At 43.8% G+C, this 13,085-nt stretch carries 12 protein-coding genes, 2 tRNA genes and 1 pseudogene; 12 read left to right on the top strand and 3 right to left on the bottom strand.

Features of this window, described 5'->3' with window-relative positions; all coding sequences use genetic code 11:
- Positions 1 to 69: 69 nt before the first annotated feature.
- From M2273_RS14865 to M2273_RS14810, 12 genes and pseudogenes are all read left to right on the top strand, one after another.
- Positions 70 to 1,131: an efflux RND transporter periplasmic adaptor subunit gene (locus tag M2273_RS14865; protein WP_429398129.1), complete on the top strand. Its 1,062-nt coding sequence runs from the start codon at positions 70 to 72 to the stop codon at positions 1,129 to 1,131.
- A 9-nt stretch (positions 1,132 to 1,140) separates the two neighbouring features.
- Positions 1,141 to 4,248 carry an efflux RND transporter permease subunit gene (locus tag M2273_RS14860; RefSeq protein ID WP_429398127.1) on the top strand — a complete coding sequence of 1,036 codons (3,108 nt, stop codon included), beginning with the start codon at positions 1,141 to 1,143 and terminating at the stop codon, positions 4,246 to 4,248.
- Between the two features lie 11 nt (positions 4,249 to 4,259).
- A complete protein-coding gene (locus M2273_RS14855) occupies positions 4,260 to 5,552 on the top strand; it encodes a TolC family protein (RefSeq protein ID WP_429398125.1) in 1,293 nt (430 codons plus the stop codon).
- The gene (locus M2273_RS14850; RefSeq protein ID WP_429398123.1) at positions 5,521 to 6,192 is read left to right on the top strand and encodes a TetR/AcrR family transcriptional regulator; all 672 of its coding nucleotides are present in this window, start codon (positions 5,521 to 5,523) and stop codon (positions 6,190 to 6,192) included. The genes M2273_RS14855 and M2273_RS14850 overlap by 32 nt, the downstream gene beginning before the upstream one ends.
- A 174-nt stretch (positions 6,193 to 6,366) precedes the next feature.
- On the top strand, positions 6,367 to 6,957 hold the full coding sequence (locus M2273_RS14845; protein WP_429398121.1) for a TetR/AcrR family transcriptional regulator: 591 nt from the start codon (positions 6,367 to 6,369) through the stop codon (positions 6,955 to 6,957).
- 204 nt (positions 6,958 to 7,161) lie between these two features.
- Complete coding sequence (locus tag M2273_RS14840; RefSeq protein WP_429398119.1) at positions 7,162 to 8,259, top strand: alkene reductase; 1,098 nt, start codon at positions 7,162 to 7,164, stop codon at positions 8,257 to 8,259.
- Between the two features lie 30 nt (positions 8,260 to 8,289).
- Positions 8,290 to 9,093, top strand: coding sequence for an SDR family NAD(P)-dependent oxidoreductase (locus tag M2273_RS14835; RefSeq protein WP_429398117.1), 804 nt, complete (start codon positions 8,290 to 8,292; stop codon positions 9,091 to 9,093).
- A 22-nt stretch (positions 9,094 to 9,115) separates the two neighbouring features.
- On the top strand, positions 9,116 to 9,883 hold the full coding sequence (locus tag M2273_RS14830) for an SDR family oxidoreductase (protein ID WP_429398115.1): 768 nt from the start codon (positions 9,116 to 9,118) through the stop codon (positions 9,881 to 9,883).
- Between the two features lie 37 nt (positions 9,884 to 9,920).
- Entirely contained in the window at positions 9,921 to 10,922 is a 1,002-nt protein-coding gene (locus M2273_RS14825; RefSeq protein WP_429398113.1) for an NADP-dependent oxidoreductase, read from the top strand.
- Between the two features lie 42 nt (positions 10,923 to 10,964).
- Positions 10,965 to 11,405, top strand: a complete 441-nt coding sequence (locus M2273_RS14820; protein ID WP_429398111.1) for a DUF2147 domain-containing protein — start codon at positions 10,965 to 10,967, stop codon at positions 11,403 to 11,405.
- A gap of 220 nt (positions 11,406 to 11,625) precedes the next feature.
- Positions 11,626 to 11,820: pseudogene (locus M2273_RS14815) on the top strand (XdhC family protein); the annotation flags it as partial.
- Between the two features lie 25 nt (positions 11,821 to 11,845).
- On the top strand, positions 11,846 to 12,001 hold the full coding sequence (locus M2273_RS14810) for a hypothetical protein (RefSeq protein WP_429398109.1): 156 nt from the start codon (positions 11,846 to 11,848) through the stop codon (positions 11,999 to 12,001).
- 282 nt (positions 12,002 to 12,283) lie between these two features.
- On the opposite strand, the gene M2273_RS14805 is transcribed toward M2273_RS14810, so the two are convergent.
- From M2273_RS14805 to M2273_RS14795, 3 genes are all read right to left on the bottom strand, one after another.
- A tRNA-Leu gene (locus M2273_RS14805) sits at positions 12,284 to 12,368 on the bottom strand.
- Between the two features lie 53 nt (positions 12,369 to 12,421).
- Positions 12,422 to 12,494, bottom strand: a tRNA-Gly gene (locus M2273_RS14800).
- A 66-nt stretch (positions 12,495 to 12,560) separates the two neighbouring features.
- Positions 12,561 to 13,043: a regulatory protein RecX gene (locus M2273_RS14795; protein WP_429398107.1), complete on the bottom strand. Its 483-nt coding sequence runs from the start codon at positions 13,041 to 13,043 to the stop codon at positions 12,561 to 12,563.
- Between the last annotated feature and the right edge of the window lie 42 nt (positions 13,044 to 13,085).

Raw genomic sequence — 13,085 nt, 5'->3', positions numbered from 1 at the left:
ATCAGTTGCGGGATTAATAAACAATGAAATAACAATCGACATAAATACAAATAATGTTCAATTAATTATATGAAAACCAAACTTACACTTGCAGGAGCGATGATGGCCGCTATCTGGATTTCCGGCTGCTCAGGTAAAAAAGAGCAAAAGAACGGGCCGGACACTTTAGCGGTAAACGTATTCAATTTGAGTGCGGATTCCATGTCAACCGGCAACCGGATCGTTTACGACGGAACACTTGAAGCCGAAAAGACAATCGATTTAAGCTTTCAGGTTTCCGGAACTATCCTGTCATTCCCGGTGCTAACCGGCGATTACGTTAAAAAAGGACAACTGGTAGGCGCTGTAGATGAAACGGTATACCGCAACCAGTATAACGCACAGCTGGCGCAGGCTAAACTTGCCGAAGAAAATTATACCCGTATCAACGATGTATTTAAAAAAGGCAGCATTTCTGAAATAAAAATGCTGGAAGCCAGATCAAATTATGAACAGGCAACCTCTGCCGCCCGCGCAACCTACCAAAATATAGCCCATACACACCTTTATGCACCGGTAAGCGGGTATATTGGTGAAAAGAAAGCCGAAGCAGGAGCGGTAGCTAACCCTGGGCAGCCCGTTTTGCAGTTGCTGGATACCCGTTCGGTGAAGGTGCTGGTAGCAGTGCCCGAAAGTGAAATTAATCACTATAAAACAGGAACTCCGGCTACGGTAAAAATTGATGCCTTAGGGAATCAGCCTTTGCAGGGCAACGTAACCGAAGTCGGCGTTTTAGCGCTTAACGGCAGCGCTAATTATAATCTTAAAATATCGCTTGCCAATAATGATATGAAGTTAAGGCCCGGCATGCTTTGTAAAGTGGTGTTTAACAAAACCGCCGGGGCTGTCGCTTCTTCTAATGATATTAAAGAAGTCATTGTTCCGGTGCAATCTGTTCAGGTGGACGAAAAAGGAGCCAGCTTTCTCTATATAATGGGTGCAACGCATAAGGCAGTGCGGAAAGATGTTATTACTGGTCAGCTTTACAGTAACGGCATCACGATCAAATCCGGGCTATCAGGTAATGAGCAGGTGATCACCTCGGGTTACCAGAAGCTTGCCGATCAAACCCCTGTCATTGTCAGTAAATAAGCCCATATCATGAAAAAGAACTCAAATTTAATTGAATGGGCAATGGAGTACCATGTATTCCCGCTTGCGCTTTCGGCCATACTCGTACTGCTTGGTTTAGCCGGGCTTTTCAATATGCCACGAAACGAATTTCCGGATTTCACCATCAGGCAGGGTCTCATCGTAGGGCAATACCCCGGCGCTTCATCAAAACAGGTAGAAGAGCAGCTGACAAAAAAAGTAGAGGAATACCTTTTTAGTAATAACGAAGTTAACAAGAAAAAAACCTACTCCTTTTCGCGGGATGGCGTCATGTACATCTTTGTGGAGGTAGCGGATAACCAAAATGCCATCCAAACCAAAGCGTTTTGGAATAAGATTAAAAACGGGATGCTGATCCTGCAAAGCCAGCTCCCTAAAGAAGTTAAAGGATTTTATATCGACAGTGATTTCGGTAATACCTCTGCCATGCTTTTATCCGTAGAATCCAAGACACGGCCCTATAAAGAACTGCTCCGTAATGTGGAAGACATAGAGGCAGAACTGAGGCAGGTGCAGGATGTTGCCAAGATATCCCATACCGGCAACCTGAACGAGCAGATCACCATTTATGTAGATAATAATAAACTGCTGCAAAAGGGGGTATCTGTTAATAATGTGATGCAGGTGCTGCAAAATGAAGGCGCAATTAATGCCACCGGTAAAGTGGAAGGAAAGGTGATAGATGAGCCCATTCATTTAAGCACCTACTATAAAACCGAGGCCGAACTTGCCGAGCAGATCATCAGGCAGGACGCTAACGGCAATTCGGTGCGCCTTCGTGATGTAGCGACATTGAAACGCGAGTATGACGAGCCGGACAGCTATGTAACATCCAACGGCACCAAATCCATCGTGATATCGCTGGAAATGATCGCCGGTAAAAACATTGTGCAGTTTGGTAAGGAACTGGAAGAGCATATCGAAAAAGTAAAACAGCACCTGCCGCCTGATATTCAACTGGTAAAACTGGCAGATCAACCGGAGGTCGTGGATGATTCGATCAGCCACTTTATGAAAGAGTTTGCTTTTGCGCTTATCGGCGTGGTGTGCGTTGCATTGCTGTTGCTGCCATTTAGGGTTGCCGCGGTTGCTGCAGCAACTATCCCTATTACCATAGCCGCAACGCTGGGCATTATGTATATGGCCGGCATAGAGCTGGATACTGTTACGCTTGCCGCATTGATTGTGGTGCTGGGGATTGTAGTTGATGACCCCATTGTAGTGATTGATAACCACGTAGAAAAGCTGGATCATGGCATGTCTGTTTGGGATGCCGCCATTAGTAGCGCCAAAGAATTGTTCCCATCGGTATTTACCGCTACGCTGGCCATATCAGCAACCTTTGTACCACTGGCATTTTTTATGACCGGTACGGCTAAAGATTTTATCCGGTTGTTCCCGGTAACCATCATGATCGCTTTGACACTGTCGCTGATCATCTCCATGATGGTGGTGCCATTTTTCAATACGCTGTTCATCAAAAAAGGCCTGCTGCATAATAAGGCGGATGAAAAAAGATCTTTCCTGGACCGATTGCAGGATTTCTTTAACAGCCATATCGGTAATTCTATGAAACACTATAAGCTAACTGTGTTTTTTGCGGTGCTGTCGGTAGTGATCGGCATAGGAATTATGGGGGTATTGCCGCAGCAGTTGTTTCCTAAAGTAGAGCGAAACCAATTTGCAATGGAGATCTATCTGCCATCGGGCTACAGGCTTTCGCAAACAGACAGCGTGGTGAAGGGAATGGAAAAGATATTAAAGCAGGATAAACGTATCCTTAATTATACCAGCTTTATCGGCAGTAGTTCACCGCGTTTCCACTCGGTATATGCGCCAAATCTTCCGTCAAAAAATTATGCGCAGATCCTGATCAAAACAGTGTCTGAAGACGCAACCGCAGAGGTGATTGTTGACTATCAGCAAAAATACAGTAACCTGTTCCCGGCTGCTTATGTTCGGATGAAACAATTAAACATGATCAACGCGCTGGCACCTATCGAGGTAAGGATCAGCGGAAATGATATTCCAGCCTTAAAACAGGTAGCTAACCAGGTTTTAGCCATTGGTAAAACGCATAAACAGGTTACCTGGGCCCGGACAGATTATAACGAGATACAGCCAACCCTTAAAATAGATGTAAAAACAGCGGAAGCTGCACGGCTTGGATTAAGCAAAAGCGATATCGCCAATGCGGTAGCCTTGCATTCGGAAGGTATAACAGCCACACAGGTTTGGGAAAACAATTACGCGGTAGATGTAAAGATCAAATCGCCTAAAGCTTCCAGGAGTGATCTGTCGGCCCTGCGTGACTTGAATATTGTTTCCCCGCAAACTAAATCCCTGATACCGCTAAGGCAAGTAGCAGACGTCAACCCGGAGTGGAATGATGGCCAGATTGCCCGCAGGAACAGTGTACGTACGCTTACCGTGCGTATGGATGTAACCCAGGAAGCTGTTGCCAATGCCGTATTGCTGGACCTGCAACCGGCCATCGAAAAAATAAAACTTCCTGCCGGCGTTGAACTGCGTTACGGGGGCGAACTGGAATTGCAGGGAGAGAACCAGGGCCCGATGGGTACCGCGCTTGGTGTAAGTATCATATTGATATTCCTGATTTTATTATGGCACTTTAAACACCTTAAACATGCACTGCTGAGTATTACCACCATGCCATTAAGCTTATTGGGCGCTTCGTCCGGCTTGCTGATCATGGGCTACCCGTTTGGCTTTACCTCATTCCTCGGTTTACTTGCGCTCTGCGGAATTGTAGTTCGTAATGGTATCATCCTGATAGATTTTGCGGAAGAACTACGATTGCACGAAGGTAAATCTGTTTTTGAAGCTGCTAAACTTTCTGCCGAACGCAGGATGCGACCAATCTTTTTAACCTCTTCGGCAGCGGCAGTTGGTGTAATCCCGATGGTGATCAGCAGGTCATCCTTATGGGGGCCGTTGGGTACTGTGATCTGTTTCGGGTTACTGTTATCCATGTTGCTGACCTTATTCGTGCTGCCAACGCTATACTGGCTATTCTTCCGTAAGGAGGACAAAATCAACCCGGCGAACGAAACACCTGAAACCGCAACCGCATAAGTTTACAAATCATGAAATCATTAATCATATCCATCATTATATTAACCGGCTTGCAGGCAAATGCCCAGCAGCACACCATATCCCTGCAGGAAAGTAAGCAGGCGGCCATAGCCTATAGCTATGCACTTAAAAACGGCCAGTTACGGGTGAATTCCGCAAAAGCCGATGTGGCGGCTGCCAAGTCGGATTATCTGCCATCGGTCAGCGGAACGGGCATAGGATTGTTTGGCTTTAAGGATATTATCCCAGCTATTCCTGATGTTTTAACAAAAGGCATTAATAACTTCTACACGTTAGGGGTTACTGGCACACAAACGCTTTATGCCGGTGGCAAAATTAAAACGGGCAACCAGTTAGCGGCACTGCAACTGCAGGTGAGCGAGATTCGGAAAAAGCAATCGGCAGATTCGGTATTGTTGCTCACTGAGCAAAAATACTGGAACCTGGTTAACATTCAGGAGCAGCAAAAAACGCTGGCGGTTAACGAAACCCTGCTTAACACTGTGCTGAAGATGCAGAAAGACATGCTGGCCTCCGGTTTAATAGCCCGTAATGACCTGCTGAAAGTAAAGGTTCAGTTGAGCCAACTGCTGGTGAATAAAAGCAAACTGCAGAACGGCCGCCGCGTTGCCCTGCTTGATTTCTCGGTATACACAGGCATTGCTTTCGATTCGCTGATGGTGATGCAGGATACTCTGAATAAAAACAGTACGCCGGTATTGCCTGCCTTACAGCCCGATACCACCTTAGACAAAAATGCCAAATACCAGTTGCTGACCAAGCGCGTAGCAGGCGAACAATTACAAACCCGTTTAGCTAATGGCGATAACCTGCCAAGTTTAGCAGTTGGTTTAAGTGCATCACAAGTAGGTTCTATCCGCAGTGACGTAGGAAGTAATTTCTCGCCGGCCAGTTTTGCAACCCTCAGCATCCCGATATCAAACGGGTTGTGGGGGCGCGGTAAGCAAAAGGTAAGTCAGCGCAGGATCAACGAAGAAATCGCCCGCAATGATTACCGCGACGGGCAGAACCAGCTGCGGGTAGGAATAATACGCTACTGGTATGACATGCAGGACCAGCTGACGCAGATCCACTATGCCAAAGACAACCTGGAGCAGGCTACCGAAAATCTGAAAGTTAACCAGGATAATTACAAAGCTGGCTTGGCTACCATTTCTGAGGTACTGGATGCCCAAACCGCTTATCAGCAGGCTTCAACCACGGTTGCTACCGCATTTGCTGATTTTTATGTAAGGTCAGCCATATATAATTATGTTACCGCGAAAACCGAAAATCAGCCCTGAGGCGAATCTGAAGAATAGCATCCTTGAAGCGTTGGAAGCAACAACTAAAGCAACCGGAATGGAAGATAAAAGAAAACGCCTGATTGATCATGCAATTGAGCTTTTTATAAGGCATGGCATTATCAGTGTAACGATGGATGAAGTAGCGAAGACTGCCGGTATGTCGAAGAAAACCGTCTACCAATATTTTGCCAATAAAGGAATCCTTGTCGAAGCTGTTGTTGACCACTTGATCGGGCAATCTAAAAGCATCATCAGTTCAAATATCGATGCCGCAGATGACCCGGTACAGGAGTTGGTTCTTCAACAAGGGCTTTTTAAACATTTAATCGCCTTACGGCACCTTTTTAACGAGCTGATGTTGAGAAGGTACCCAAGGGCGCTGAGGGCGCTTCATGAATTTAAAAGCGATTACCTGAAGATGATTATCGAATTAAATTTAGCAGATGGCGTAGCAAAGGGGCTGTACAGGTCAAATCTGGACGTTTCGGGCATAGCCAGCATCTATGTATCGGTAACAGACTTTTATCTGTTTAATAACCTAAAGAACCAGGATGAAATATTTGAAGCGCTACAGTTATTTATAAACGGCATAATTACCAATTACGGACGTCGTCTTCTCGCGGACTATGGTAAGTAAAAGCGAAATATTCTCTTCGTAAAACTTCTGGTGCGGTACAAATCCAATAGTGCCATTTCAGTTAATCATCTGGATCATAATGATTGTCATCTTTAAATCAAAAGAATTAAAATATACTAAAAAGTTTCTTTTAATAAACCTTTTAGTATATTTTTGTTTCGAAAATTTATCAATATGCTTACTAAAGCCGAAAGAACAAAGCAATTCATCCTGGAAACAGCAGCCCCTATCTTTAATCAGAAAGGAATATCCGGCGCTAATATAGACGACGTGCTTGCTGCCACAAAATTGACTAAAGGATGCCTTTACGGTCATTTTGAAGGCAAGGAAGACCTAGCCTTACAGGTTGTTGATTTTATGCTGAATACTAACGGCGAGAAAATGTTGTTAACTATCAGCAAGGGTAAAACAGCGAAGGCTAAAGTGTTTGCTTTTCTCGATTTTTATAAAGATCCTTTGAATACTTACCTTAAAGGCGGATGTCCTGTATTTAATATTGCGGTGGAATCTGATGACAATTTCCCGGCCATTAAGGAAAAGATAGCCGGAGTCATCCGACATGGACAGGAATTGTTTGTCAGTATTTTAAATCAAGGCATTGCCGGCGGTGAATTTTCTGACCAGCTTGATCCGGCTGTCTATGCGTTCAAAGCGGTATCTGCGGTTGAAGGAGCCGTTGTGATGTGCAGGGCGATGAATACTGCAAAACCGATGGCCGGTTTGCTCAGGAGCCTGAAAGCGGAGTTAGAAAGTTATGCGATATGATTTTTTTTGATATAAAATATACTAAAAAGTCTTTTTTGTAAACTCCCGAGTTGTCTTCACAATTTGGTATTCAGCCCTACTCCGCAGACATCATTTAGTAAAGAATATGAACAATCAAAACGGAATAAAATATACTAAAAAGTATAAAATAACAATGAACCGAGGTTGCAAACCTGCTTCCTGATACTATTTAAAAACAAAACAATGAATGATCAAATAATTTTCGAGCCATATAATTTAAATGGCCTTGCTCTGAGCAACCGCATGGTAATGGCACCGATGACCCGCAGCCGTTCAGCTAATCCGGGCAATGTGCCCACAGAACTGACTGCTCTTTATTACCAGCAACGCGCTTCGGCGGGTCTGATCATTACTGAAGGAACCTACGTCAGTCGTGATGCTGTAGGGTACCTTAATGTGCCCGGCATCTATACAGAAGAACAGGTTGAAGGCTGGCAACTGGTTACCAATGCGGTGCATCAGCAAGGCGGAAAAATTTTCGCGCAATTATGGCACGTGGGACGGCTATCGCACCCCGATTTGCTTGATGGTGAACTTCCGCTGGGCCCTTCCGCGCTAAATCCGCTGGCCCAGGCATTCACACCAGAGGGCTTTAAGGACACAGTAGATGCCCGGGAGATGACGCTGGAAGAGATCCAAAAGACAATTAACGATTTTAAACAGGCTGCTATAAACGCGGTTTATGCAGGTTTTGACGGTGTTGAACTGCATGCAGCCAACGGCTACCTGTTACATCAGTTTTTTAATCTTTACTCCAATAAGCGTCAGGACCAGTATGGCGGCACCATCAAAAACCGTGCACGCATCTTATTTGACATACTGAATGAGCTGTCCGCTGTGATTGACATCAGGAGAGTCGGCGTGAGATTAAATCCTTCCCTGCATGGTATCCAGGGTATGATGCTGGATGAGGAATCAATGGCCGTGCACGATTATATCGTTGCCAAATTAAATGAATATGACCTGGCTTACCTGCACCTGACCGAGCCTTTTACCGATGTTTCAGGCAATCTTTGGGCTATTGAGGAAGTTGCCAAACGCTACCGCCCGATTTATGACGGCACGATCATCATTAACCGCGGATTTAATAAGGCAACGGCCAGCCAGGTCCTGAACGATGGCGATGCCGACCTGGTAGCATTCGGGGTTCCCTTTATTGCCAACCCGGATCTTGTCGAGCGTTTTAAAACAGGCGCGCCGCTTAGTCAGCCCGACCCATCAACCTTCTATACGCCAGGGGAAAAAGGTTATACAGATTATCCAACGCTGGCTCAATTATAGGTAGCGAAAACAACATTAAAAACAAAGAAAATGAAACAAACAATTTTAGTCACAGGTGCCTCATCGGGCATCGGGCTGCTTGTCGCCAGCAAGCTCCACGAAAATGGCTATCAGGTAATTGGCACAAGCCGGGATCCGGAAAAGCACCAGGCAAAATTACCATTTAAGGTACTGCCATTGGATTTAAATGATGACCATTCCATAGCATCTTTTGGCAAGCTACTGTTCAGTGAGATCAAACAATTAGATGTGCTGATCAACAACGCGGGTTACTTAGTAAACGGACTTGCCGAGGAAACCCCTATTGAGTTAGGCAGGCAGCAGTTTGAAACCAACTTTTGGGGAACCATCAAATTAACTAACGAGTTATTGCCCTACTTCAGGAAGCAAAAACATGGAAAAATAATCACACTTGGTTCCCTGCTGGGCTTATTGAGTCTTCCAAATGTGGCCTACTACGCGGCTTCCAAACATGCACTCGAAGGTTATTTTAAATCGCTCCGGTTTGAATTGAACCAGTTTAACATCAAGGTGGTTATGGTTGAGCCGATCGCGTTCAAAACCAATATCGGCGAAAGTGGAACTGTCGCAAAAGGAACCATCACAGACTATGACCCGTTTCGGCAAAAGGTCACCGCATATACCAAAAAGTCATTTGATAATGCACCCGACCCTGCACCGGTTATCGCTACTTTATTGCAAACAGTGAAAGAAATAAATCCAAAATTTAGTTACCCTGTCGGAAAAGGATCATCAATCGTACTCCTGCTTCAACACTTCGCCTATAAGGTTTTCGAGAAATCCATTCTGAAATCGATTAATGCTTCAAAATAGAATTAACAATAGAAATTAAATCATGCAACTGAAAGGAAAAACGGTATTGATCACAGGAGGTGCATCAGGTATCGGGCTGGAAGCAGCGAAACAATTTTTAGCCAATGGTGCCAATGTGATTATCACCGGTAGAAACCAGATAAAATTAGATGAAGCCAGAAAACTGTATCCGGCGATTACAACTGTTAAAAGTGATGTATCAGACGCAGGTGATGCACAAAAGCTTTTCAAACAGGTACAGCAAATGGGCGGTATAGACATTTTATACAATAACGCGGGAGTGTTGACTGACCCCATTAACCTTGGAATGGCCAATAGTCAGCATTTTGAGGACGCGGCATATGAAATGAACGTCAATTACCTCGGGGTAATCCGGCTTAACAATTTGTTTATCGATATGTTGAAATCGAGGAAAGACAGCGCCATTATCAATACGACTTCAATACTCAGTTATGTTCCTGCATTGCTGGAGGCGACTTATTCAGCATCCAAAGTAGCATTACAATTTTACACGAAAACATTGAGAAAGCACCTCCAGATTTTGAACAGCAGCGTCAAAGTTTTTGAACTTTTGCCCCCGCTTGTTGCTACAGAAATGACCGCTGGCCGGAACGACAAAAAAATGACTACGGAAGACCTGGTGAAAGCGCTGATTGCAGGTATCAAGAAGGATCAGCTTACCATTCGTGCCGGTGATACCAAAGCAGTTTATATACTCAACCGGCTTTTTCCAACAATGACTTTTGGTTTGATTAACCCTAAGAAAAGTTACGCGGTATTAGCATCATAGAACTTAATCCCACTATATATTTTAAACATTAAAAAAAATGAAAGCATTCATCATTGATAAATATAAAAGCAAAGATGGCGGGCGCATCGGGCAAATACCTGCTCCGGAACCACAGGCGGATGAGGTGTTGGTAGAAGTACATGCCACTGCTATAAACCTGCTGGATTCCAAAATCAGAAACGGGGAGTTCAAACTCATTTTGCCGTATAAAACACCATTTGTTTTGGGCCATGATGTGGCGGGTGTTGTAACTAAGGTTGGGGTCCGTGTGCAACAATTTAAAGTTGGAGACGAGGTTTACGCGCGACCAGCTGATCATCGCATTGGAACATTTGCGGAATTTATTGCCATTAAAGAAGCTGATGTAGCGCTTAAGCCGAAAAAGCTGAGCATGGAAGAAGCCGCATCTATTCCCCTGGTGGGCCTTACCGCCTGGCAGGCACTGATTGAAAAAGGAAATCTGAAGAAAGGGCAAAAAGTGTTCATCCAGGCCGGTTCTGGTGGTGTAGGTACATTTGCCATTCAACTGGCAAAGTACCTGGGAGCCACGGTGGCCACAACCACAAGTACAGCCAATATTGAGTTGGTGAAAAGCCTGGGCGCAGATGTGGTTATAGACTACAAGAAAGACGACTTTGAGAAGGTATTGCACGGTTATGACCTGGTTTTGAATAGTCAGGATGGAAAGACGCTCGAAAAGTCGCTTCGCGTTTTAAAACCTGGCGGAAAACTCATCTCAATTTCCGGTCCGCCTGATCCTGATTTTGCAGAAGAAATCGGAGCACCCTGGTACGTAAAATTAATCATGCGCCTTTTGAGCGCCGGAGTAAGAAAGAAGGCAAAACGGCTTAATGTGGGCTTTTCATTTCTTTTCATGAAGGCCAATGGCCCTCAGTTAAAGGAAATCACCTCGCTTATAAACTCCGGTACAATAATACCGGTTATAGACAAAATTTTCTCGTTCGAATCGATCAAGGAAGCGATTGCCTATGTTGAAAGCGGCCGTGCTAAAGGAAAAGTTGTTGTCAAAATTAAATAACGTTGTTACTTGCCCAACACAATGTCTTAAACCCACATAATAATGAAAAAGATAAGAATAATATTATTGCTATGCCTTTTTACAGTAGCAAAAGCGTTTGCACAAACTCCCGGAGCCGATAAGATCTTAGGCGTATGGCTGAGCGAAGATAAGACGGGTAAAATTGATGTTTATAAAGCAAACGGCAAATATTTCGGCAAGCTGATCTGGGGCAAAACGATGTACGAGCCGGATGGAATTACTTCCCGGAAAGATGTTAAAAACAAAAATGAAAAATTAAGGTCCCGTAACCTCAAAGATCCGATCATGCTTTACGATTTTACGTATCATGATCGAGCCTGGGATGGTGGTCAGATCTATGATCCTTATAGCGGTAAAACATACAGTTGTACATTGAAACTAAAGGATGATAAACTAAATATCAGGGGATACATAGGAGTATCGCTATTTGGCCGGACAAGTGTTTGGGAAAAGGTAAAATAATGTTTGTCACAGCTAAATGACATTCAAAACCAGTTAGTAATTATTCCTCATCTCAGTCAAAGTTTCATTCTGTACTTTTTTATCAATAACAAAATATAAAGATAATTTCATTGTAAACAGCTGGGCGGTTGATTGTGATGAGTCTTTAGTTAATATTTTTTAAAATGTCAAAAAAAGACCAGCCAAAAGAGTTGTTAAAAAAGGAGCATCAAAGTTTGATAACATCCCAGAAGAATCGCGGGCCAAAATTTACGGCCTGGTGGGTTTGGACATCGATTCAGAAACAGCTGAAGAAATAGCACTTTCCATTGTAGCCGAGATTAAGACATTGTTCTCCGAAAGAAACGGGCGTTCGCTGAAAGTAAAATCAATGCCGATTCATGATGAAGAAGTCAAAGTCATTTTTGAAGAATAACAGCGTTAATGATAATAGCTGCAATATGAAAATAACAAAAAGAAAAGCCAAAAGAATAGCAAACCGCCCATTGAAAGCGAAATCTATAGATAGAAATATCTATGCAGGTAGCGAGGAAGCATTGTTAAATAAAGTTGTAGAAATAATTGTTAAGATAATTAAGAAAGAGATTGGTTTATAGCGAGTTAAGGTGTTCAATGGTCTGATATTGTGGGACTGCATGGGAATGCAAAGCATTTAAGGGCTATAAATAATTGACAATTAATTAGTTATCGTGTTCGACTATCAGCAAAACAGGGGGGGGATGGGAATGAAAATACCTTTGTTTTGTAAATAGTTGATAATTAGTAAGGTAAAATATTCGTTTAAGTTGTTTTATTGAGGAGGTCAACAAAATCTATTAAAAACAAGAAATGCAAGTTGTTGATAGTCAAACTATTACAAACTTGCATTTCTGTCTAAGTACTCAGAGCGGGAATCGAACCCGCACTCCGTTTACGGGAACAGGATTTTAAGTCCTGCGTGTCTACCAGTTCCACCATCTGAGCAGGCGGTTAACCTTTTAAAAATAAAACCCTTCTTTTTGACAGGAAGGGCTTTGAGCGAAAGACGAGATTCGAACTCGCGACCCCGACCTTGGCAAGGTCGTGCTCTACCAACTGAGCTACTTTCGCGTTGGGAGTGCAAATATAGGCAGAAAAGCATATTCTGCAAGGAGAAATATTAAAAAATTTTTTTTTTTATAAGTCACTGGCTTTCAAAACGTCAGCAACCAGGTCGGCCTCATATCCACGGCCCATCGCATACTGCTGTAGCTTGTACCGGCGTTTAATGGCATTTTTTTCACTTAACAATGCCGCTTTTTTCTCCAGCACCCTGGTCAGGGCCGCTAAATAGTCATCAGCATCAATGGTTAGCAGCGCTTTTTTTATCAACACATCGGGTACCCGTTTAAATTTAAGGCCCTGTTTTATTTTAATTTTTCCCCAGGCCTTCTGGCCAAATTTACCTTTGGCGTAGGCCTTTGCAAAGCGGTCCTCGTTTAAAAAATTCCCTTCAATCAGCTTACTTATGGTTTGTTCAACGGCGTCGGGCCAAAGTCCCCATTCGTATAACTTATCACGCACCTCCTGCTGCGACCGCTCCTGGTAGGCGCAAAAATGCTCGGCCTTTGCCAGCGCAACATTTGGGTCGGTTATCTTAATTGTTTTGGGGGCGTCCATCAATGTCAAAATTCGTTAAAAATTCTTCTATTGTTAGATAAT

The sequence above is a fragment of the Mucilaginibacter lappiensis genome (assembly GCF_050433765.1).
Lineage (GTDB): Bacteria > Bacteroidota > Bacteroidia > Sphingobacteriales > Sphingobacteriaceae > Mucilaginibacter > Mucilaginibacter lappiensis_A.
Note: the sequence above shows the minus strand (reverse complement) of the source record. Positions and strands in the feature narration are given on the sequence as shown.